Source organism: Methylocaldum sp. (assembly GCF_035627495.1).
Taxonomy (GTDB): Bacteria; Pseudomonadota; Gammaproteobacteria; order Methylococcales; family Methylococcaceae; genus Methylocaldum.
The window spans coordinates 1-22445 of record NZ_DASPLO010000058.1; the positions used below are offsets into that span (position 1 = coordinate 1).

General features: G+C 54.6%; 18 protein-coding genes. 10 read left to right on the forward strand and 8 right to left on the reverse strand.

From position 1 onward, the window contains the following. Positions 1-588: 588 nt before the first annotated feature. The 4 genes from VEB01_RS04640 to VEB01_RS04650 all read left to right on the forward strand — a co-directional run bounded on the left by VEB01_RS04640 (position 589) and on the right by VEB01_RS04650 (position 3319). Entirely contained in the window at positions 589-1854 is a 1266-nt protein-coding gene (locus VEB01_RS04640; RefSeq protein ID WP_324873235.1) for a glycosyltransferase, read from the forward strand. Positions 1855-2072: 218 nt separating this feature from the next. Beyond that, positions 2073-2744 (forward strand): acyltransferase, encoded by a 672-nt coding sequence (locus tag VEB01_RS04645; RefSeq protein WP_324873237.1) that lies wholly within the window; start codon positions 2073-2075, stop codon positions 2742-2744. 127 nt (positions 2745-2871) lie between these two features. Beyond that, on the forward strand, positions 2872-2970 hold the full coding sequence (locus VEB01_RS23035) for a terminase gpP N-terminus-related DNA-binding protein (RefSeq protein ID WP_414675411.1): 99 nt from the start codon (positions 2872-2874) through the stop codon (positions 2968-2970). Beyond that, a complete protein-coding gene (locus VEB01_RS04650) occupies positions 2963-3319 on the forward strand; it encodes a hypothetical protein (RefSeq protein WP_324873239.1) in 357 nt (118 codons plus the stop codon). The genes VEB01_RS23035 and VEB01_RS04650 overlap by 8 nt, the downstream gene beginning before the upstream one ends. A gap of 293 nt (positions 3320-3612) precedes the next feature. Here VEB01_RS04650 and prsT read toward each other — a convergent pair whose 3' ends face one another. From prsT to VEB01_RS04675, 5 genes are all read right to left on the reverse strand, one after another. Then, a complete protein-coding gene (gene prsT / locus VEB01_RS04655) occupies positions 3613-6408 on the reverse strand; it encodes an XrtA/PEP-CTERM system TPR-repeat protein PrsT (RefSeq protein WP_324873240.1) in 2796 nt (931 codons plus the stop codon). Positions 6409-6869: 461 nt separating this feature from the next. After that, a complete protein-coding gene (locus VEB01_RS04660; protein ID WP_324873242.1) occupies positions 6870-7754 on the reverse strand; it encodes a PEP-CTERM sorting domain-containing protein in 885 nt (294 codons plus the stop codon). Positions 7755-8640: 886 nt separating this feature from the next. Next, positions 8641-9333: an O-methyltransferase gene (locus VEB01_RS04665; protein ID WP_324873243.1), complete on the reverse strand. Its 693-nt coding sequence runs from the start codon at positions 9331-9333 to the stop codon at positions 8641-8643. Positions 9334-9670: 337 nt separating this feature from the next. Then, positions 9671-11311: a glucose-6-phosphate isomerase gene (gene pgi / locus VEB01_RS04670; RefSeq protein ID WP_324873245.1), complete on the reverse strand. Its 1641-nt coding sequence runs from the start codon at positions 11309-11311 to the stop codon at positions 9671-9673. A 164-nt stretch (positions 11312-11475) separates the two neighbouring features. Further along, positions 11476-11883, reverse strand: coding sequence for a bacteriohemerythrin (locus tag VEB01_RS04675; protein WP_324873311.1), 408 nt, complete (start codon positions 11881-11883; stop codon positions 11476-11478). Between the two features lie 220 nt (positions 11884-12103). Here VEB01_RS04675 and argH point away from each other — a divergent pair, with 220 nt between their 5' ends. Further along, positions 12104-13501: an argininosuccinate lyase gene (gene argH / locus VEB01_RS04680; RefSeq protein WP_324873247.1), complete on the forward strand. Its 1398-nt coding sequence runs from the start codon at positions 12104-12106 to the stop codon at positions 13499-13501. Beyond that, entirely contained in the window at positions 13498-14124 is a 627-nt protein-coding gene (locus tag VEB01_RS04685; RefSeq protein WP_324873248.1) for a histidine phosphatase family protein, read from the forward strand. Before argH ends, VEB01_RS04685 begins: the two co-directional genes overlap by 4 nt. Positions 14125-14131: 7 nt before the next feature. Here the strand turns inward: VEB01_RS04685 and VEB01_RS04690 are convergent, their stop codons facing one another. From VEB01_RS04690 to VEB01_RS04700, 3 genes are read right to left on the reverse strand one after another with little or no spacing between them, the layout of a single operon-like run. Beyond that, complete coding sequence (locus tag VEB01_RS04690; RefSeq protein WP_324873249.1) at positions 14132-14482, reverse strand: DUF4870 family protein; 351 nt, start codon at positions 14480-14482, stop codon at positions 14132-14134. A 35-nt stretch (positions 14483-14517) separates the two neighbouring features. After that, entirely contained in the window at positions 14518-15201 is a 684-nt protein-coding gene (gene murU / locus VEB01_RS04695) for an N-acetylmuramate alpha-1-phosphate uridylyltransferase MurU (RefSeq protein ID WP_324873251.1), read from the reverse strand. Further along, positions 15198-16214, reverse strand: a complete 1017-nt coding sequence (locus VEB01_RS04700; protein ID WP_324873253.1) for an aminoglycoside phosphotransferase family protein — start codon at positions 16212-16214, stop codon at positions 15198-15200. Before VEB01_RS04700 ends, murU begins: the two co-directional genes overlap by 4 nt. 215 nt (positions 16215-16429) lie before the next feature. Between VEB01_RS04700 and VEB01_RS04705 the strand changes: the two genes are divergently transcribed. Genes VEB01_RS04705 through rsmA form a run of 4 tightly spaced genes read left to right on the forward strand, consistent with a single transcriptional unit; the run spans position 16430 to position 22413 of the window. After that, a complete protein-coding gene (locus tag VEB01_RS04705) occupies positions 16430-19204 on the forward strand; it encodes an LPS-assembly protein LptD (RefSeq protein WP_324873255.1) in 2775 nt (924 codons plus the stop codon). A 16-nt stretch (positions 19205-19220) separates the two neighbouring features. Further along, the gene (locus VEB01_RS04710) at positions 19221-20570 is read left to right on the forward strand and encodes a peptidylprolyl isomerase (protein WP_324873257.1); all 1350 of its coding nucleotides are present in this window, start codon (positions 19221-19223) and stop codon (positions 20568-20570) included. Continuing rightward, entirely contained in the window at positions 20567-21622 is a 1056-nt protein-coding gene (pdxA, locus tag VEB01_RS04715) for a 4-hydroxythreonine-4-phosphate dehydrogenase PdxA (protein ID WP_324873259.1), read from the forward strand. The genes VEB01_RS04710 and pdxA overlap by 4 nt, the downstream gene beginning before the upstream one ends. Continuing rightward, the gene (gene rsmA / locus VEB01_RS04720) at positions 21619-22413 is read left to right on the forward strand and encodes a 16S rRNA (adenine(1518)-N(6)/adenine(1519)-N(6))-dimethyltransferase RsmA (RefSeq protein WP_324873261.1); all 795 of its coding nucleotides are present in this window, start codon (positions 21619-21621) and stop codon (positions 22411-22413) included. The genes pdxA and rsmA overlap by 4 nt, the downstream gene beginning before the upstream one ends. Positions 22414-22445 lie beyond the last annotated feature (32 nt).

Consider the following 22445-nt stretch of genomic DNA (forward strand, 5'->3'; position numbering starts at 1 on the left):
TGTCCCTGGACTCTTCAACCGAATGACCTTATCTTCACTCATGGCGTATTCGCTCCTCTCAACAGGAATGGATGACCTCGAAGACCATCCAGAATACGCCGCCTACCTCAGCCCCTCATCCACAACTTTCGAGCATAACTCCCGGCTATCGTCCCGCCCCACTGACCAACGTAACGGCATTAACCCCACCTTGTATCCCTTCCAAACCGGCTTCCCCCGTAAACCATTCTGTCACGATAGTACGATTCGGCACGCGAGATCAAAGCCATGGCCAATCAGAATGAAAAATGTATTTGAAGTTTAGTTGCGCTTCTGGATTAGTGCCGATTCATGAAGCGATCTACCGGTACGTAAACAGCACTGCGATCCATGGATTATCTGCAATACTGTTCTCGACTAAAGGTTAAATTCTGGTTATCGATTTAGATTTTCGCAGCCGCGACTCAAGCTCTCAAGCAACACGCCCGATAGCAATCGGAAGCCGAAAGCAATGACTAGCCGACTTTTTGTTGCAAGGAGTAAAAAATGGATTTCGATATCGGGTGAAGACCCTCAATACGCCATAAATCCAGTGACTCGATCGCATCAATGGAAAAAGCTGTAAAACATTTTGACAATTCGAGTGCTCTGATAAGTGCTCAGCATAAACTCAAGTCCAAAAAACGCATCCTCTTTATTGCCGAGGCTGTCACACTTGCCCATGTCGCCCGCCCCTATACTCTCGCCAGCGCTTTGGATGCCGGGAATTATGATGTTCGTTTCGCCTGCGACAGCCATTTCGATGCACTTTTTTCAGATTCCAAGCTCGCCAAAGTACCCATACGGTCGATTCCTCCTTCCCGCTTTCTCGATGCCTTGGCTAAAGGTGAGCCGGTTTACGATACACCTACACTACGGCAATACGTCAAAGAGGATCTGAAAATCATCGAGCGCGTCAATCCCGATCTTATCGTCGGCGATTTTCGTCTTTCACTGGCTGTAAGCGTCCGCCTGGCAAACATCCCTTATGCCAACATAACCAATATTTACTGGAGCCCGTACGCAGTCCAGACATACCCTATACCAGAGCACGTCATGGTGCGTCTGGTCGGTTTATCGCTTGCTCAACAACTTTTCGATCTTGTGCGACCGCTGATATTCGCCTCGCATACGTTGCCGCTTAATCGGGTCCGAAAGGAGTTTGGCTTAGCATCCCTCGGATTGGATCTCCGAAGGACGTACACGGAAGCGGATCACATTCTCTACGCAGATATGCCGGGGTTAATCGAAACAACAGAGCTACCGTCCAACCACCATTACCTTGGCCCCATCCTGTGGTCACCTCAAGCTTCGAAACCGGATTGGTGGGAGCGGCTGGATAAAAGCAAACCGATCATTTACTTGACGCTTGGAAGCTCCGGAAAGACCGGTCGGCTTTCTGAAATCGTTAATGCGATTTCAAGTCTACCCGTAACGCTGCTTGTAGCCACGGCGGGCCGGTTCCAGCTCGAAAATCCACCGCCCAATGTCTTTTGCAGCGATTACTTGCCCGGCGACGAAGCGGCCGCACTTGCCGACTTGGTGATCTGTAACGGCGGAAGCCCGACGACGAACCAGGCATTGAACGCAGGCGTCCCGGTACTGGGCATATGCACGAATCTCGACCAATACCTCAACATGCAAGCGGTTCAACAAAGCGGAGCGGGACGTTTACTGCGTGCGGGAATGGCATCCCGTACTACGATTTTAGGAGCGGTCAACGGAATGCTGACAAATCCATCGTGCAGAAAAGCCGCGGAGAAACTCGGTCAGGCACACCGGGAATACAACGCATCTGCAAGATTTACCGCTTTGGCGGATAAGCTGCTGAGATAATTTTCCGAGATTTTTATGGCGGCGTTCTAAGTCAGGACTTACGCAAACACGCTTATTGTGTCCTCTCCCACTGGGAGAGGACTAAGGTTAGGGGAGTTAAATAAGCAGCCGCCCTTCTAAATTCCCTCGTCCCAACCTTATCGCGAGAGAGTAAGAGCTAAATGCGTAAGCCCCGAAAGTTTGCCGCGTAGCGTGTCATGTCAACAGGGGTAATTAGCGTGAAAACACGACCGATCGATTTCTTCTTATCTGGACTCATCCTCACCGTAATCTTTGGCGTTAGCCTTTTCTCCGTTGCTAAGCTTTTCGCTCCTCTGACTCAGGGGCTGGCACCCTATAACGTTCTTGCGGATTTCTTCCTGTTTCTTCTGGCCTACGGCTTTTTCTCCGGCTTGACGGCTCGATTAATGCTGCGAATCAAACCATTCCAGCCCGGTTGCTATTCAATGGATGACCCGATCTTCACTTACTGGAAACTATTCACCGTGGTGTGCGAATTCGGCCGGGGAACCTGGCTGCCTTTTTCCGTGGTTTTTGCGAAGCCTCTGATTGCGATGTGGTTCGGAGCAAAGGTCGGCAAGGATATCGCGCTGGGTGGCCGATTGGTTGATCCCCAGCTCATTTCGATCGGCAACGAAGCTATTATCGGGCAGGATTCCGTAATCACCGCACACACGATAACCAGCGGCAAGCTGATCCTGGGTGAGGTCAAGATAGGAGATGGAGCCACCGTAGGAGTCAACGCAGTAATAATGTCCGGCGTTGAATTAGGCGAGGGTTCGACGATCGCAGCCGGCTCGGTAGTAACGCTGAACACAAAAATTCCGGAGTACGAGCTGTGGGGAGGGATTCCCGCTAAAAAGCTCAAAAACATTGATCGGCAAATGTAATGCCCCCCTCATTATTTATCCGATAACTAAAAGTAGGATTTACAGGTCTGTTTTGGAATGAAGCGACGTAAAGCCAAGTTACGGAGTGATAAAGCCCTGACGGCGGTTTGGAACGCGAGAGATACGGATACGCGTTCAAGGCTACATCGCCAAAGCCATTGCCGCGATTTTGGAAGTGCATCCAAACACGGTGTACCGATGGGAGGCGCAGGCGCAAAGTGGGTGAGAAACGGCATTTGAGCTTTGCGCAGGAAATCGGGCTGCAGCGGCGGATTCAGACGGAAATGCCGAAGGCATTGGGCTTGCTGTTTGCACCATGGACCTGGCAAGCCGTTCAAGTCTTGATCGAGCAGGACCACGGGGCGATCGCTGCCGATCCGGACGATGGGGCTGTATTTGCAGCGGTGGGGATTCACGTTACGTCGCAAAAGCCGCTGCGGAAAGTGTATGAGCAAGACCCGAAGGCGGTGGTGGACCGGTGGTTGCACCCCGATGCGGCGAAATACGCGAGTACGCTATTCCACCGTACAAGGGCTATTTCAGACATCCAAAGATCACTTATGCGGCGGCCATGACGTGATTCTGACTTAGCTGCCGAGGCAATACCTTACTAAAATTCCGGTTTACGCACCGGCACACACTCGGTGATGCGCGACGCTCTCCTAAGAGCATCCTACCCAAGCGTCCCTGCTATAAAGTAATCTTAGTTGCCGTTACGGTGATAAAAGCAACGCCGTTTTTCCAATCTAAAACTAAACGTTGCCATAAGAGAAGCACGCACGGATACCCAAAAACTTAGAGTTCCGCCATCCTTCCCGATACAACCATAGGGTTTGACAGATACTCCAACCTGTAAATACCGATTCAGCTAAAGACTCGACGCCAGGCGTTTGCGCATAGCCTCGGCATCAGAACGTTCGGCAAATTTGCCTCCCTTTTGCAGAATCTTATCCAGGATTTTCGCTGCCTCTTGAGGCTGTCCATCAGCATTTAGTATTTGAGCGCGATGAAAGAGAAAGGAGATATTCTCTGGCTGCTGAGCCAAAGCTCGATCGATATTCGCCATAGCTCGTTTGCCTTCCTTGTTACTTAACAAGGTCATGGCGAGAGTGTCTAACACCTCCGCGGACTCGGGTGCCAAGGACTGGGCTTTCTCCGCGTGCCTCAACGCTTCCACGGGATCGATCTCTCGCAGAAGATAAGCAATATTGTTGAACACCAGCGCATTATGGGGTGATTTTTCCGCCAGCACCTTCAATTTGGCCACCGCATCCTGAGGGCGTTGCAACTTCATGTAAAGCTGCGCTAACTCGGCTTGAGGCAATGTGTCATCGGGATGCAGTTCAACCCACTGCTCCAGTTCCTGAAGTGCCCCCTCCTTTTCCCCAGCCTGCCAGAGCGCGCGTGTCAGCCGCAGAAGATTTATGCTGGTCTTGTTGGGCGGTGCAAGCTCAAACAACCGCCGGTACGCCGAAGCCGCTTGAGAATAGTTCCCCGCTAATTCGGCCAATTCCGCTTCCACCAGAATGATCTCCGGAACACCTTCGCCAAAACGTTTTTTTAGTTCCTTTACGCGTGTCTCGGCGTCTTTGGTGCGCTTCTCTTGAACAGCCATACGAACCAAAGCGATACGCGCGGGGATGAATGAAGGATCCTCTGCTTCGGTCTTTTCCAAAGCGTCACGCGCCATTTTTCGGTCACCAAGGCGATCATAGGCCTGCGCCATAAGAAAATGCACCTCGGGTTTTTTATGCCCCAGACTCTCAAGGCTCTTCAGGCTCGACAACGCATCGGACCAACGGCCGGCCGCTAGCTCGGCCTCGGCCAACATACCCAAAAGCTCTTTGCTTTCTGGATACGTCGACCGAACCTCCGATAAGAGTTCGATTGTTTTCTTGGCATTCTTAGCTTTGAGGTAGTGGCGTCCGAGATAAAGTCGCGGCAGTAGCGCCTTCGGATCGCGTTTGACCGCGTCCTCCAGAGTCGAAGCCATGGCTTCGGTGTTCCCTTGGGTCGCTTCCAGTTTAGCCAAATTCGTTAGCACGCCGATATCATTCGGATGGTGTTTCAGCGCTTGCTGAAAATATCGCCTCGCCTTTTCGAAGTCCTTCTCCTGAACGGCGATTGCCGCCAGCGCATTGGTAGCCGGCACATTAGCCGGGTCCAATTCGATCGCACGCCTCAGAGCGGCAGACGCCTTATCGGTCTCCCGTCCGACCAGATGCACCAAGCCCACTAGCGCGTTCGCTCCCGCTGAATCAGGATGCCGCTTGAGATAGTCGATCGCGACGTCCAGCGCCTGCTTGAGCTCACCTTTGTGTAGGTGCACGGTCACGACGCCACGTACGGCGCCCTCGAACTCCGGATCAATCTCCAACGCCTTTTTCAACTCGCCCATTGCACCCTGAAGGTTGTCCTCCTGAATGAGCCCCCCGGCCAGACGCGTATGTGCCTCGACCGATTCCGGCTGCGCGGTGACAACCTGTTTCAGGTACTCGATACTTTCGCCTTTCTTGCCTTGTGCCTTCAGAGCGTCCGACAGCAAGTTCATCACCTGAACATCGTTTGGCGCTTGTTTAAGCGCCTCGCGGGCAAGCTTTTCCGCGTTGGCCGGATCACTATTCTGTACCTCCAAGTGCACCAATAGCGATTGAGCCTTTACATTGCTCGGATCATGGCTCAAATATTTTCTTAGATAATCTTCCGCCTGGGCTTTATGCCCCAGTAGGCCGTGGGTCGCGCCGCCGTAAAGCAAAGACGGGAAATGGGAAGAATCCACGGCCAGAGCCGCATCGAACGCTTCCTGTGCCTCGGCGAGGCGTTTCTGTTCGAAATTCAGCAATCCCCTGGCGAAATGAAGGCCCGCAGAATCCTTAAGCCGTTTGCCGGCTTGGTCGATATCCGCCGCAGCCTCATCGTATTTTTTTAATTGAATACGCGCCATGGCGCGGGCTACGAGAGCCGAGGCACGCAGGATCGGGTCCTGTGCCGCTTTCGAATAGGCCTCCTCGGCGGCTTCAAAGTGGCTCTCCCTCGTTTCGATATAGCCGAGAAGCTCCCAGGCCGCTCCAAACTTCGGGTCGGCGGCGAGCGCTTTGGCAATCCATTCCCGCATCTCGGGAATTTGTCCCTGCCTCCCGTGCAAACGAGCCATCGTCAGCAGCGCAGGGGCGAGATTAGGTACCGCATCCAAGGCTTCACGCGCAAGCTTTTCAGACTCGGAATTTTCTCCGCTGCGCAGCCATGCCTCGGCTTTGATCGCGAGCAGATTGCCTCGGAGCTGATTCGACGCGCCTTCGGGAATTTCTCGCACTTGGACCTCGCCAAGCCGCCCCTGTTCGAGCAAGGTCTTCGCCAGCCAAGGCTGCAAGTCAACTTCACCGGCACCCATTTCTCCGGCACGCAGCAATTCTTTTTCGCCGCTTGCCCAATCTCCAGCCTCTACATAGGCATGCCCCAGCAACAGCCGGGCTTGCATGTTGTTCGGTTCGGACTGAAGGACGGTCTTAAGCTCAATAACCGCCAACCGTACATCTCCTTTTGCAAGCGCCTCTTCAGCCTGCTTCAGGTGCTGCGCCGGAGTGGTATCGCCGCAGGCGGACAACAGCAGCAAAATCGAGAGGGTCGGGATTTTCAATCTTCGTCCGAGAGAAATAAGAGTCATGAAGCATCTCCAATGTTCGGTTTACAAATGACCTAGAGGCTAAAGACCTATTGGGAAAAATGACCGAAATTAGTTCAATCCCAATCCGATTCGCCACATGATTGTAGGGCATTTTTTGCGCGATCGGAGCAATTCGGGCTCAAACAGCCATCATCGAGCAGAGATTCGCGGCCAGGCATCCATGACGCGTTCCCCGAGTTCAGCATAAGGTTTTTTCGTATTCGGATGATGCTTCATCCCGCTGAAGCACATTCCGAGTGTGGCCTTTAGTATGCGGCAAATGAGAAAAGAATTTCCGTTGTTGAGAATGCCGTCTTTTTTCGAATGCCTAGCCACGCCGAAAGCGAAAAAACCCGTACGGCCGTAGATCGTAAAGGCAAAAAAAAGCGGCTCCGCCACAATGACGGAACCGCTTATCATCACAGCCTGGCCGATAACGCCAGGCGGAAATCGGTCAGGATTTATGCTGCGACAACCTTGCCGGTCCGGCGAGAGAGACCCGCAGCAAACAGGCCGATACCGAGCAGCCCCAGCGTCATGGGCTCAGGAATCGTTTCGACGCTATCCAAACGCAGATCCAGGTTTGTAGTTCTAGGCGTTGAGCCGCCGGCAACCGCATCACTGGTATTCAGCGCCACCTGGAGTGCACCAAGGTTTGTAAGATCTGCTGTTTGGTTACCGGCAGCGCATTCGATGGCTACCACACCGTCAACATATGGTGACGTTCCCGTAAACCCGCAAAGACCGCTATTAATAAAGGCCGCAAAAGGAATGGTAGACACATGCGGAGAAGGCACGCAGCCCGGATCAAGCGGACCGGAAGCATCCACACAGGTAGCAGCCAGCGTAATTTTGGTCCAATGGTCTGCATCCGTGTAAGCCTCGATGCGGAAGAACCATCCGAGATCCGATTCGATCGTAGTTAACAGGAATGAATTAACGGAACCGCCCAAAGTTAAATCGAACCCGCCCAAACCAGTGACATCAAGTGCGGTAGACAGATCCGAACCATCCCACTGGACGAGACCTTCGCCAGTCACCCCCGCACCGTTGCTGAACTTAAACTGCCCGCCGGTCACCGCGACAGCAGAAAGCGCCGTGACGCCGTCGCAACCCGAGAGACAGTTAGCCCAAATATCACGCTGCCCGCCCAGCACGGTGGAAAGGCCGGTACCCGTACTGGACGAGGCACCGTCTGCTAAAACACCTGCAGTTCCGTTCGTTCCGTCAATTGCGGCCTGATCACCCTCGGTAAATAGATCAACCGTGCCACCGTAAGCCGTCGTACTCAGCGCAAGCAGCAGGGGCGCAGCCGCACCCAAAATATGCTTTAAATAAGTCTTCATGATTTTGCTCCTGAAGTATTAGAAATTAAGTGTTGTTCCGCCAAAAACCTGATTTTGATTAAGACCTGGCCTAATCGCATCGTTGTATATGCGAACTTTGTGCCACTAAAAAAAAGACATGCTATATCAGACATATATACACATTTATCGAAATTCGCGACGCAGATTGCGCGTGAGTGTAAAAATTCCTGACAGGTACGCACCCAGTAACGATAAAGCCATGTAACGGATAAACTTCACGCTGGGCAGAGCGGCTTGTGCGCAATGGAGTCAAACTTTTGTAAATTACTTATTGAAAGTCCCGCCGGGTGCCAGCTGGAACGCAGGATCCGTGTTTGTTTCATCAAAAAGACAAAGTCAAAACCCTGACTCCATTCCCTTCCGCTTGGCAATACGGACCTGCATTTTCGGCCTGATTTCATCGTCGTAGTGGAAAGCGAAAATGAAGCCCGGCCATCCTGAACGAGCGAGAATCTTATGTGAGCCGACTTATCGCTTGATCTGCCAGCCAATGGGAAAAAGCGCCGCCAAAAACGCGCTTGGCCTTAACTGATGACCACTGGTTCACACCCTAGCGACCAGGGACAAATGAATCGGCATGGGACGACTTTCTCCATGCTCTGGGCGATCTAGCGTGCAAAGCGACAGCCTCTATCTTAACCATGGCCTCTTCGGCATTTGCGCCATAAACAAGCACGCTCGGTAACTCCGTAACTTCGGCAAGCCACCGCCCGCCATATTTTCGCTCATAATTCCATGGCGAAATTCATTGATACTTCACTGAGCAGAGATAGCTAAGGTTTTATCGCAACCACCAACTACGGTGCGATGTGTTCATCCGCTTGACGCCCGACTCGGTGCTACGCCCCTAGGCTTTTGGAGCCATTCAAGAGATTGCTTTCCTACGTGCAACAATAACCCCATCCCGCGTCGGATTGATGAACGCGTCAAAATCCGGGTCATTGAAGATGAGGCGGTTATGTTTGCGGATGGCATCGGTCCAGCCGGGAACGATATCGACCGGGTTCTCGACCGTAACGCGGCCGTGCCATAAGACGTTGTCCGCGATATAGAGTCCACCCGGCCGTATGCGCTCCCGGGCCAGGCGCCAAACTTCCGGATAATCGCCCTTGTCCACGTCGTTGTAGCAAATATCGAATTCCCCTTCGGTGGCCTGGAAGACGGTCTGAGCAAAACCGGTTCGAAAATCGATGCGCTCCCAGAGCCCGGCTTGGCGGAGAAAATGTTCGGCTTTGGTGAGGTTGTTGGGATCGCCGTCGCTACAGATCACTTGCCCCTCCGATCCGACCGCCTCCGCGAACCAGTAGGCCGAATAACCATAGCCGCTGCCGAATTCGAATACACGCCTTGCCTCAATGCTTTTGGCGAGGATCTTCAGAAACAATCCGACTAAACGACCGACGATAGGGAAATTTTGCTGGCGGGCCAAATCTTCCATTTCCAGAAGAACCGGCTTGTCCGTCGAACCCGCAAGACCAGTCATGTAGCTTTCGATGTCCGGGTGGACCGGCGCTAATACCGTAGGGTTGCGTGCGGCGGGGTCTTTGAGGTCGGTCATAGCGCTCGCTCCTTAAGATGCAAAAAGGCTCCCTATTCTGCAGGTTGCGCAGTCGGTCGTCCCAGTCTCTTTCCCTTTCCTATTCGATAAGATTCGACTGGCGCATAGTTCCTGAAAGTAAACGTCAATTTATCGGAACCAGCGCGGTTACGCCCTTCCCTCTCACCGGAAGATTGTGGCCGGACAGCCGATTCGGATGCGCCGAAAACGGTCGTTCCTCCCTCGCCTACCCCTCTCTCCCAAAGAGAGAAAGAGAACGAATGAATCTTTTTTTCTTTTGGAGAGAAGGACTTGGGGTGAGGCTCGGCTTTATCCCGGCCCACCGGGCGGCTATACCTTAGCGCAACTGTTTGTAATAGTTGATCAGGCCATTGGTGGAAGCGTCATGGGAGGAAACCATGCTATCGTCGGCCAGCTCCGCAAGGATGGTTCTCGCCAGCCGCTTGCCCAATTCGACGCCCATTTGATCGAAGGAATTGATATTCCAGATCGCGCCCTGGGTGAAAATCTTGTGTTCGTACAAGGCGATCAGGGAACCCAGAGTTTCCGGGGTCAATTTTCGATAAAGAATCGAATTGGATGGTTTGTTTCCGGGAAAAGTCTTCGCAGCAGCCAGTTCTGTCAGCCGCCTACCGGTCACGCCCCCGGCTTCGAGCTCGGCCTTCGCTTCATCGAAGGTCTTGCCGCGCATCAGCGCCTCCGGCTGGGCGAGAAAATTCGAAATCAGTATCTCGTGGTGACGACCGAGACGATGATGACTTTGGGCAGCTGCGAGGAAGTCACAGGGGACCAGCTTTCCACTTTGATGGATCAATTGGTAAAAGGCATGCTGTCCATTGGTGCCCGGCTGGCCGAAGATAATCGGTCCGGTGCTGTAGTCGATCGGATTGCCTCCGATATCCACCGCCTTGCCGTTGCTTTCCATATCACACTGCTGCAGGTGGGCGGGCAGATGCTCCAAGTACTGATCATAGGGCAATATTGCGTAGGATTCGGCACCGAAAAAATTGGCGTACCAGATGCCGAGCAACCCCAAGATTACCGGGATGTTCCGCTCGAAGGGTTGGGTTCGGAAGTGTTCGTCCACTTTGTGGGCGCCGGCCAATAGCGCCTCGAACGCATCCATGCCGACCGCCAATGCGATGGGCAAACCGATGGCCGACCATAGCGAGTACCGACCGCCTACCCAATCCCAGAATTCGAACATATTTGCCGTATCGATACCGAACTCAGCCACTTTTTCGGCATTTGTGGAAACCGCCACGAAATGTTTCGCAATGGCTGCTTCGTCATTGATCTTTGCCAAAAACCATTCCCGCGCTGATCGGGCATTGGTCATGGTTTCCTGAGTGGTGAAGGTCTTCGAAGAAACGCAAAACAAGGTAGTTTCGGGATTCAGGCCGCTCAGGTTTTCCAAAAGATCCGCCTCGTCCACATTGGATACGAAGCGAACGCGCAGCCGAGGTTGCATGTAGGGCGAAAGCGCCTTTACCACCATTTTTGGCCCCAAGTCGGAGCCGCCGATACCGATGTTGACCACATCGGTGATGGTTTTGCCGGTGCAGCCCTTCCACTCGCCGGAACGCACCAACTCGCTGAACCGCCGCATTTGCTCCAAAACTCGGTAGACGTCAGGCATGACATCCTTGCCATCGACGAGAATGGGCCGGTTGGAGCGGTTGCGCAAAGCAACATGCAATACGGCGCGGTTTTCGGTGACATTAATCTTGTCACCCCGGAACATGGCGGCGATTTTCTCTTTCAATCCGGCTTGCCGGGCCAGATCGAGCAACAGTGTCACGGTTTCGTCCGTGATTCGATTTTTTGAGTAATCAAGCAAAAGATCGTCAAGGCGCAGCGAGAACCGCTCGAAACGCCGTGAATCCTCAGCGAACAAATCCCGCATGTGGAGATCGCTGATTTCACGGTGATGTCGGTTGAGCAACTGCCACGCCGGAAGGCCGGAGGGTTGGGTCATCTACAAGGTCCGAGTTCGTTATTTTCCCCCCAAAATGCTACTACAGGCTCAGAAGCGAATAAATCACTAAAGACGAAGATCGCCGGCATCGGCTCCGACGATCTTAAATAATTGAGATCGCCCGTTGCGAAAGGCGGAAACACGCCGCCTTTCGCCCGGAGGTGTCAGGCAACGCCCTTGTCGTTGAAAAACGGACCGTAATATTTGTCGATATTGGGGATGTGGTTAACGAGCCAGTCTTTGACAAACCCGGTGGTTTCCGGGGTAATTTCAAGCGCTCCGGCATGAAATTTCTTCTGAACATCAAGGCAGGTCTGCACCAACTCGTCGTGCTTGGCCTTGTGCGCCGCGAAATCCGGATATCCATGAGCCTGCATCAGATCCTCTTCGGTCTTGAAATGCATGGCTACGTAATCGATCAATGCATCCAGCTGACGCCCGACCGCTTGCCGGTTGCCGGACGCGAGCGTGTCGTGCAGACCGTTCAACATGGAAAAAATCTCCTGATGTTGGTGGTCGGCTTCGCTGACATTGGTGCCAAATGCTTCTTTAGTCCACACTAAAAGGGCCATCAGATTTCTCCTGAAGATTGGATAGTTGTTCTGTATGCCGAACAGGCCGCCGAACTTTATAACGGCCGCGTAGACTGGTTTTTGATTTATGTCAAGTTCAGGCGACTTATTTTCCGCCACCGGAATCCTCGCGACTTGCGCCGTCATCGCCTGAAAATCATCGAAGCGGGGACGCTCGGGTTATAATGGCTGAAACAAAAGCCCTTCCGAGAAAATTCCGATGAGCAGCGAACCAAAACCCTGGGCAGGCCGTTTCACCGAGGCTACCGATGCCTTCGTCGAGACATTTACCGCGTCCGTTGAATTCGACAAACGTCTGGCCCTTCACGATATTCAGGGCTCCATCGCCCATGCCTCAATGCTGAAACGCATCGGCGTTTTAACCGAGAAGGACTGCGACACCATCACGCTGGGATTGCAACATATCCAGGCAGAAATCGAGCGTGGCGACTTTCTCTGGTCCGTGAAACTCGAAGACGTGCACATGAACATCGAAGCCCGTCTCACCGACCGCATCGGCGAAGCAGGGAAAAAGCTGCACACCGGCCGCTCCCGAAACGACCAAGTGGCCACGGACGTCAGACTATATCTGCGGCACGAAATCGACCGGATCACCGGAGAAGTCCTGCGACTTCAGAACGCCCTGCTCGATCTGGCGGAGCGCGAGGCGGACACCATCATGCCGGGCTTTACTCATCTCCAAGTGGCTCAACCGGTAACTTTCGGTCATCACTTGCTGGCGTGGCACGAAATGCTGGCAAGGGACTACGAGCGCCTGTGCGACTGTCGGAAGCGCGTCAACGTCATGCCCTTGGGAGCGGCGGCTTTGGCCGGCACCACCTTTCCGCTGGATCGGTTTTATACCGCCGAACTGCTCGGTTTCGACAGGCCGGCGCCCAATTCCTTGGATGCGGTTAGCGATCGCGATTTCGCCATCGAATTCGCCGCCTGCGCCAGCCTCATCATGATGCATTTGTCGCGATTCTCCGAAGAACTGATTCTATGGACATCGGCCCAGTTCGGCTTCATAAATCTGCCGGACGCTTTTTGCACCGGCTCGTCCATCATGCCGCAAAAGAAAAATCCGGACGTTCCGGAACTCGTGCGCGGCAAATCGGGACGCGTCTTCGGCCACCTCATGGGTCTGCTGACATTAATGAAAAGCCAACCCTTGGCTTACAACAAGGACAATCAAGAGGACAAGGAGCCGTTGTTCGATACGGTGGATACCTTGAAAAACTGCCTGCGGGCCTTTGCCGATATGATGCCCCACGTTCAACCGAATCGGGATGGCATGTATAAATCGGCGCAGAAAGGCTACGCAACGGCCACGGATTTGGCGGATTACCTGGTTCGCAAAGGGGTTCCATTCCGAGACGCTCACGAGATCGTCGGCAAGGCCGTACGCCTGGGCATTGAAACCGGGCGCGATCTTTCCGAGTTATCACTGACGGAATTGCAGCAATTGTCTGTTACTATCGAGTCCGATGTTTTCGAAATCCTGACTTTGGAGGGCTCCGTCAGGGCGCGCAACCACTTCGGCGGAACCGCTCCGGAGCAGGTCAGGAAGGCCGTAAGGCAGGCTCGGCAACGCCTTGAGGAGGTAGCTAAAACTTGATTACCGACGAGCGCGTCACAACTCTCATCGACCTGATGCGCCACGGCGAACCCGTGGGTGGAAGCCGCTACCGCGGACAGATGGACGATCCCTTAAGCGACAAAGGCTGGTCACAGATGCGGACCGCCGTGGGCCAACATCGCCCATGGGAGGTTATCGTCACCTCTCCCCTCACCCGCTGCCAAGCCTTCGCCGAGGAAATGAGCGAGCAAAGCGGAATTCCGTTCGAGATCGAACCGCGACTGAAGGAAATCGGTTTCGGTGTATGGCAAGGGAAGACGCGGGAGGAAATCACTCAGTACGATCCCGGCGTGATTCAGCGCTTTTATCGCGACCCCATGAATAATCGCCCGGACGATGCCGAGGGGCTCGCAGAGTTCAGGAGCCGCATCGTCGCCGCTTGGAACGACACCCTAAACCGCCACGCCGGAAAGCATATTCTCATCATCTGTCACGCCGGCACCATTCGCATGGTACTCGCCCAGATCCTGGACATTCCCTTATCGAACCTGTTCCGAATCAAGGTTGCCACCGCCGGAATCACCCGGATCGAGTGCCTGGAGCAAGGGGAAGAGTTCCTGGGGCAACTGGTCTTTCACAGCGGCTCGCTTCAGACGCTTTAGCCTTTACTCAACTTACCGGCCGATTTTCGCTGAGTGCTATCCACCCAACGGCGATACGGTAAACAATCCAGATCGTGTTGGCGGTAAGGATCACATAGCCCACGAATAGAAACAAAGTCAGCCCGCCCACGATTCCCCACAGGATGCTGTACCAAAAAGTGCTGATTTGCCAACGGAAATGGGGTTCCAGCCAGGTACCCGCCACATCCGGCCACTTCACGTAATTGATAACCACCCCGATGATGTAGGTGACTCCCACCAGAAAGGAAGCGGCCTGCAAGGCATAAATAATCTGGGTGAGCCTTTTCTCTTTACTGAGATCTCTTGCATTCGATTCAGGGAACATTTTGCCCTGCATGTCAAACCTCCACGTCTAGATCAGTTGATGCATTCTCAAGAGCCGGCCGATTTTCCCAGGTTAGACCTCAAGCGTTCATCGAATGCTCGGAGCCGATCAATGGTACCGATGTCCATCCAAAACCCCGGATAGACTTCTCCGCTTACGAGCCCATCCGCCATTGCCCTCCTCAACAAAGGAGCCAAGGGAAACTTGCCGGGCGAGCAGCCCGCGAACAATTCCGGACGATAGACACCGATGCCGCTGAAGGTAAAGCGACTGTCACCGGAATCCAAGACAGCCCCATCACGTAGAGCGAAATCCCCCCGCGGATGATGGGACGGATTGGGCACCAGCACCAGATGCGCCAAACCGGAGGGCTGATCCCGCAATCGCCCGAAGGGATAATCGGTAGCGATATCGCCATTAACCACCAAGAAAGCTTGCTGGCCCAATAGCGGCAATGCCCGGTGAATACCGCCGCCGGTTTCGAGCGCTTCGCCTTCGCTGGAAAACGCAATCTTCGCTCCGAATCGAGCACCGTCTCCCAAATAGGCTTCGATCCGCTCTCCGAGATGGGCGATATTGACGACGATATCGACAAACCCGCCATTGACCAAGGATTCGATCGTGTGCTCGATCAGCGGGCGACCACCTGCCGCCAACAGCGGCTTCGGAGTACCGTCGGTTAGGGGCCGCATGCGCTCGCCGCGCCCAGCCGCCAAAATCATTGCTTTCATACCAGCCTATCCGAAATTATTTGTGGCAGAACCCGTTTTTCCAAAAAGCGTAGGAAGCCGGCCAGTTCCGGATAGCGCCCGCACACCTCGGTCACATAGCTCATGGTACGCGGTATATCCTTGAGATAACCGAACTTGCCGTCCCGCAGCTTCAGCCTGGAAAAAATGCCAATGGCTTTAAGATGGCGCTGCATCCCCATGAGATCGAACCATCGCCGGAATGTGTCGGGGCTAACCGAACCGACGAGACCGGCTTCGCAAAGGCGCGTGTAATAGCCAGCCATCCAGACTTCCACCATGGGGAGTGGCCAGGAAACATAACAGTCGCGCAGCAGCGAAGCCAGATCGTAGGTTACGGGTCCGATGACCGCATCCTGAAAATCCAGAACCCCCGGATTGAGGCGCTCGGTGACCATGAGATTGCGGGAGTGATAGTCCCGGTGAACGCAGACTTTGGGCTGCTCCAGCGCGGATGCAATCAGAAGCCGCTTTACGTCGTCAAAGACGACGGATTCCGCGGCCTCCGGGACTAATCCCAAAAACTGGTCGAGAAACCAATCGCGGAACAAATCCAGCTCAACACCGAGCAGGCGTTCGTCATAGACGGGCAACCCGGCGGTCTCGATATCCACGCCGCACTGCAAGCGCGTCAGAGCGTCCAGAGCGTCCCCATAAAGACGGTCGACGGATATGGCATTCAAACAGTCGAGATACGATCTGGTTCCAAAATCGCTGAGCAACAAAAAACCTTGCTCCTCGTCGGCCGCGAGAATCTCAGGCGCTTGAACTCCAGCATCCCGCAGGAGCGCGGCTACCCCGATGAAGGGGCGCACGTTTTCCTTGGCTGGCGGCGCATCCATTACGATGCACGAAATTCCATCAAGATAGACGCGAAAATAACGCCGGAAACTGGCATCGCTTGAGGCGGGCTCGACAGCCTCTACCGCAAGCCTGAGGGTTTCTCGCAGCCACCCGGAAAGCGCCTCGAGGCGATCATCTTGCTGTATCGTCATATTGACGGTCCCTGTGTCGAAAAATACTCAAATAATGGGGATCTTACGGTAGAATGCGGCGGTTCGATCGGATATTTCACCATAAAGAACAGCCTCAAGATAATGCCTTCCGCGATTCCGAGCATATCGCGCCTTTTGCTACCTAGTTTGCAAGCTTAACCGCGTGGCAGCCCATTCGCGACTTTCTTCTCGGATTTAAATACCTCTGCCGCAGCATGGCGTTTCTGATTCAACTCAATCATGGCCGATGGGCATTAATCCTGTGCCTTGGGCTGGGCCCTTCTTATCTGCTGGCGGCCGCGTCCGACTGGAATTGCCAACGCAGCAAGGACGACAAGGAATGGGTCTGCGTTACCCAAAAACCTAAGCCTGAAACCGCTACCGCAACGCCAGCCGAGCCTGAGCCTGAAACGGCCGGACCAACAAAGGAGATGGGACCTGTTTCGACGCCTTCCATAGCCAAGCCCGAGCCGGAAACCGAACCGAAAGAAGAACCGATCCGTCCGCCAGCTACGCGAGAACCCGCGCTGGTTGCCAAACCCGAGCTGAAACGGATGGACCAACCCGTACAGCCATTGCCGCCCAAATCTGTCGCAGCGGCCAAACCATCCGGCTGGAACTGCCGTCCCGAAGAAACCGGCAAGGATTGGGACTGCTCCTTGGTCGGACCGGACCCTAAAGGTCTGCCGCATGTGGTCGCCGACGAAAGTCAAAAAGTCGAAAATTGGGCGGAAACGACCACGATTACCGAGGAAGACGAACAGCGCTTCCGTAACTTGACCGCCTTGCTTCCAGCCGATCCCTGGGCGCAGGCCTGCGCAGGCAAATCTGAATCGGCCCCCATGACCGAGTTTCTGCTGGCCCCGCAGGATAAGCTCGCGCGTGAACAGCAACCGCTGGAAATTCGGTCCGACTATGCCGAGATGGTGGATGATGAAATCGCAACCTTCACCGGTTCCGCCGAACTGACACGGGCGGATCAAAAATTGTGGGGGGATTTCGTCACCCACAATACCGTTTCGGAAACCCTGAACGCACGGGGCAACGTGGTCTACCAGGAGAAGGGGCTGACCTTCTCCAGCGATACCGGCTTTCTGGAGCTTGATACGAGTCGCGGCATCCTTCGCAACTCGCAATTCATCTTGGAAACGGTCCCGGCGCGGGGCACCTCACGTTTGACCCATTTCGACAGCAGCACCTTGTCGCGCTACGAGAAATTCACCTACACCACCTGTCCGCCCGGCGATCAGGATTGGATGCTCCACGCCCGCAATGTGAAGATCAATAAAGAAACCGGGCGTGGATCGGCGAAACACACTTGGCTCGAATTCAAAGGCGTACCCTTCCTTTACTCGCCTTACATGACTTTCCCGGTCGACGACCGTCGGCTAACCGGATTCCTGACGCCCTCCTTCGGCAGCAGCAAGGTGGGAGGCTTCGATTTCACGGTGCCGTATTACTTCAATTTGGCGCCCAATTATGATGCGACCTTCACACCACGACTCCTCACCAAGCGCGGTCTGCTCCTGCGTGGCGAATTCCGCTATCTGACCGAAATGACCCGGGGCCGCGTACTGGCCGAGTACATGCCCCACGACGATGTGCGCGGCGATAGTCGAGGCCAGGTCGGTTTATTGAACGATACCCGGTTCACCGAAAACTTGTTCGCCCATGTGGACGCCAATTATGTGTCCGACGACCGTTATCTGAACGACCTGGGCAACCAGCTGCGTATCGTTGACCGGCGGCATATCCGCAGCTACGGTCAGCTGAATTACAGCGGTTCGAACTATAGCGTTTCGACACTGGCCGATTATTATCAGACGATCGACCCGACGATTCCTCCGGAGGCGAGACCTTATTACCGCCTACCACAAGTCACTTTCAACTACGGGCATGGTCTGTGGAATACCGGCTTAGTCTTCACCGGCCTTAGCGAGATTGCCAATTTCAATCACACTGGCGGCCTAGTCGCCGGCCAACGGCTCAATGTAATACCGCGGATTTCATACCCGTGGCAAAAAGCCGCCGGTTTCATCGTTCCGAGCTTGAGTTTGCAGCACACTCAGTATTGGCTGCAGGATCAAGCTCCCGGCATCAGTGACAGCCCGAGTCGAACCGCGCCAATCTTCTCCCTGGACAGCGGACTGTTTTTCGAGCGCGAGTTTGAGCTGGCCGAAACGCCGCTGCTCCAGACTTTGGAACCGAGGCTCTTCTACCTCTACATTCCGGACAAGAACCAAGAAGATCTTCCCGTGTTCGATACCGGCGAATACGACTTCAGCTTTTATCAATTATTTCGCGAGAACCGGTTTACCGGAGCCGATCGCTTAGGGGATGCCAATCAGGTCACACTGGCGCTCACCTCCAGACTGATCGACCAGGCTTCGGGAATGGAGCGTCTCCGAGCAAGTATCGGAGAAATTTTCTACTTCGACGATCGCGATGTGACGTTGCCCAATATCCCCGAAAGGACTGGAGACAAATCCAATCTAGTAGCCGAAGTCTATTCCAGATTGACCGATACCTGGTCGCTTCGCACTGGTGGACAGTGGAGCCCGGAGGGAGGCACGATCGATCGCGGCCAAGTAGCCCTGCAGTACGACGACCGAGACAATCATCTGTTCAACGTCGCCTATCGGTTTCGCCGTGATCAAAACTTTGACTTCGTCCGCCTGGATCTGACCGATGTATCCCTCCGGATACCGTTTGCGAAAGGGTGGAATGCCATCGGCCGCTGGCAATATTCGCTGCTGGATCAGGTGACGCTAGAAAGCTTCTTAGGAATCGAGCGCGAAACCTGTTGCTGGCGTTTCAGTCTCATAGGGCGGCATTACATCAACGACGTACGGACTGGAACCGATGCCGGCAATACCGCCAATAACGAAGTATTCTTTCAGCTCGAATTGAAAGGCTTGACCCGTTTTGGTCAACAGGTGGACCGGTTTCTGGAGCGCAGCATCAGCGGCTTCCGGCTTGAAGACGATTAATCGAATGCAACCGACCATGTCAAAGATCTCGTTTTTCCTTTTGAGAAGGGCCCCATTCGGCAGATTCATTTTGCTGTCGTTATTCCTGCTACCATGGCTGGCACTCGCGGACGATCCCCTTGATCGCATCGTAGCCGTTGTCGAAGACGGTGTGATCCTCGAAAGCGAACTGCGACAGAAAGTCGAATCCATCAAAAGCAGCCTACGACAGAACAACACACAGCTTCCGCCGGACGAAATTTTGGCGCGCCAAGTTCTGGAACGCCTGATCGTCGACAAAATCCAAGTGCAACTGGCCGAGAAAGCAGGCATCCGAATCGATGACGAAACTCTCAGGCAGGCGGTTCAGCAGATCGCTCAGCGCAACAATATGAGCCTGGAGGAGTTTCGCCGCTCTCTGCGGCAGGAGGGGATCGATTATGCCGCATTCGTCGAGCAGATCCGGAACGAGATCACCGTCGGACGCCTGAGAAGCGGCCAGATTAACAGCCAGATCAAAGTCAGCGATCACGAAGTGCAAAACTATCTGGAGACTCATGGAAAATCGGATGTAAACCGCGACAGCGAATATCTGCTGGGCCACATTCTGATTGCAACACCTCAAGCCGCCTCGCCGTCCGAGGTACAAAAGGCCAAGGAAAGGGCTGAACGGTTGATCGATGAGCTCAGAAAGGGACTGGATTTCAAGCAGGCAGCCCTGAGCTCTTCCGATTCGGCGCAAGCCCTGAGCGGCGGCGATCTCGGCTGGCGCAAATTGAGCCAGGTTCCGTCCCTTTTCGCCGATTTGGTGCCCTCGATGCAGGAAGGCAGCATTGAAGGGCCGATCCGCAGTCCGAGCGGATTCCATATCATCAAGCTGCTCGGCGTCAAAGGCGGCGGCGAGGAACGCATGACCAAGACCCATGTGCGCCACATCCTGATCAAGCCCAACGAGGTTCTGTCCGACGACGAAGCCAAGCAAAAGCTGTTGAACCTGAGACAACGCATCGAAGGCGGCGAAGATTTTGCCGCGCTGGCGCGAGGTCACTCCGACGACAAAGGCTCGGCGATCAAAGGCGGCGATCTCGGTTTCGTACAACCGGGAGCCTTGGTTCCACCCTTCGAGGAAGCCATGAGCCGGCTGGAAGTTAACCAGCTCAGCAATCCGGTGCAGACCCAATTCGGCTGGCATCTCATCCAGGTGCTGGAACGGCAAGAGTCCAGCGATACCGACGAGTTATTGAAGAACAAAGCCCGAGAGGAAATTTTCAAGCGTAAAGCGGAAGAGGAAACGGAACTATGGCTGCGCCGGATCCGCGACGAAGCCTATGTTGAAATTCGCTTGAACGAAACGGAAAGCACCTCTTTTATGCCTTCATTCCAATGATTGTAACTACGGGTCGGCCTCCGGCCGTTCAAACCCACTTCCGGCGGATTTGTCCGCGGTTACTATTAACCACGGGGGAACCCGCCGGCATTGGCCCGGATTTGTGCGTGCAGATCGCTCAGCGGGAGCTTGCCTGCGATCTCACCGTTATCGGTGATCCCTTGTTGCTGACACAACGGGCGGAGCAACTGGGCCTTAGTCTTAAAATCCAAACCTCCGGAACCGATGACACCCAAGCGCATCAACCGGGGTCGCTTAAAGTCTGGCCTACAGTCAACGCCGCCGCCCCCGCTTGCGGACAATTGAACGTTGCCAATGCGCCTTATGTTCTCGAAACGATATCGAGCGGGGTCGCGGCTTGCATGGAGGGGCATTTCGACGCCTTGATCACCGCGCCCGTGCATAAGGGAATCATCAATGAGGCCGGTGTAGCCTTCACCGGACATACCGAGTTCATCGCGGCCATTACCGGAGGCCATCCTGTGATGATGCTCGCCGCGCCGGGTCTTCGCGTCGCCTTAGCTACGACACATCTGCCTCTGGCCGACGTAAGCCGCAGCATCACGCGCGAACGGCTATCGACAGTACTTACGATACTTAACCGGGACTTGATCGCCCGGTTCGGCATTACTGAGCCGCGCATTCTCGTCTGCGGTCTTAATCCCCATGCCGGTGAAGGCGGTCACTTGGGACGCGAGGAAATCGAGATCATCGAACCCACCCTTGAAACCCTTAGAAAAAAAGGAATGAACTTAGTAGGTCCATTGCCGGCGGATACCCTCTTTCTTCCGAAATACCTACAGCACGCCGACGCCGTACTTGCCATGTACCACGACCAGGGGCTGCCAGTGCTGAAATTTGCGGGCTTCGGCCGCGCGGTAAACATCACTCTGGGATTGCCCGTCATCCGTACATCGGTCGATCACGGTACGGCCTTGGATTTGGCCGGCACCGGAAAAGCCGACGCGGGAAGCCTGGAAGCCGCCATCGATGAGGCTCTTGCCATGGCAGGCAGGATGCCTCGCAATAACGGAACAACCGAGATTTCATGAACCACCAGCCCCGCAAGCGGTTCGGCCAGAATTTTCTGCGCGACGGCACGGTCGTGCGGCAAATCGTTCTCGGAATAGCTCCCAGGCCCGACGATCACCTTGTGGAAATTGGCCCCGGCCAAGGTGTCTTGACCGAAGCGTTATTACCCCTCTGCGGAAAATTGGAGGCCATCGAAATCGACCGGGATTTGGCCGCTTCGCTGGAAAGGAAATTTTCGGGCGATACCAAGCTTCGCCTACATCGCGCGGATGCCCTCAAATTCCAGTTCTGCGCGCTAAGTGCGGGGGAGAAACTCCGGGTCGTCGGCAATCTCCCTTACAACATCTCTACTCCTCTGCTGTTCCATCTTTTCGCGCAGGCGGGATGCATCGCGGATATGCATTTCATGCTGCAGAAAGAGGTGGTCGATCGGCTGTGTGCCGCTCCCGGGGATAAGAGCTATGGGCGGCTCGGCGTCATGGCGCAATACTATTGTCGCGCGGATAGCCTCTTCGAGGTTCCTCCCGAAAGCTTCTATCCACAACCCCAAGTCATGTCCGCGGTCGTCCGCCTGATACCGCACGAAGCCAAACCGGTGGATGTCGGTCCCGAGCTTTTGGGACACGTTGTTGCCGCGGCCTTTTCGCAACGCCGCAAGACGCTTCGAAACGCTCTCAAACACTTGTTTGACGATGGAGAAATTCAGAGTCTTGGGATAGATCCTCAGGCACGGGCAGAAACGCTCGGGCTAGAGGCGTATGCTCGCCTGGCTCGCGCTTTTCAGGAAAAGCAAGATAACGCAATCAATTAAAACGGCCGCCAGTAACTCGGCGGCCTTGAAGA

Coding starts and splice junctions, on each gene's coding strand:
- rsmA (WP_324873261.1), top strand. CDS start 21,619: ATGAACCACCAGCCCCGCAAGCGGTTCGGCCAGAATTTTCTGCGCGAC.
- VEB01_RS04705 (WP_324873255.1), top strand. CDS start 16,430: ATGGCGTTTCTGATTCAACTCAATCATGGCCGATGGGCATTAATCCTG.
- prsT (WP_324873240.1), bottom strand. CDS start 6,408: ATGACTCTTATTTCTCTCGGACGAAGATTGAAAATCCCGACCCTCTCG.
- pgi (WP_324873245.1), bottom strand. CDS start 11,311: ATGACCCAACCCTCCGGCCTTCCGGCGTGGCAGTTGCTCAACCGACAT.
- VEB01_RS04700 (WP_324873253.1), bottom strand. CDS start 16,214: ATGACGATACAGCAAGATGATCGCCTCGAGGCGCTTTCCGGGTGGCTG.
- pdxA (WP_324873259.1), top strand. CDS start 20,567: ATGATTGTAACTACGGGTCGGCCTCCGGCCGTTCAAACCCACTTCCGG.
- VEB01_RS04690 (WP_324873249.1), bottom strand. CDS start 14,482: ATGCAGGGCAAAATGTTCCCTGAATCGAATGCAAGAGATCTCAGTAAA.
- murU (WP_324873251.1), bottom strand. CDS start 15,201: ATGAAAGCAATGATTTTGGCGGCTGGGCGCGGCGAGCGCATGCGGCCC.
- argH (WP_324873247.1), top strand. CDS start 12,104: ATGAGCAGCGAACCAAAACCCTGGGCAGGCCGTTTCACCGAGGCTACC.
- VEB01_RS04710 (WP_324873257.1), top strand. CDS start 19,221: ATGTCAAAGATCTCGTTTTTCCTTTTGAGAAGGGCCCCATTCGGCAGA.
- VEB01_RS04660 (WP_324873242.1), bottom strand. CDS start 7,754: ATGAAGACTTATTTAAAGCATATTTTGGGTGCGGCTGCGCCCCTGCTG.
- VEB01_RS04665 (WP_324873243.1), bottom strand. CDS start 9,333: ATGACCGACCTCAAAGACCCCGCCGCACGCAACCCTACGGTATTAGCG.
- VEB01_RS04640 (WP_324873235.1), top strand. CDS start 589: ATGGAAAAAGCTGTAAAACATTTTGACAATTCGAGTGCTCTGATAAGT.
- VEB01_RS04675 (WP_324873311.1), bottom strand. CDS start 11,883: ATGGCCCTTTTAGTGTGGACTAAAGAAGCATTTGGCACCAATGTCAGC.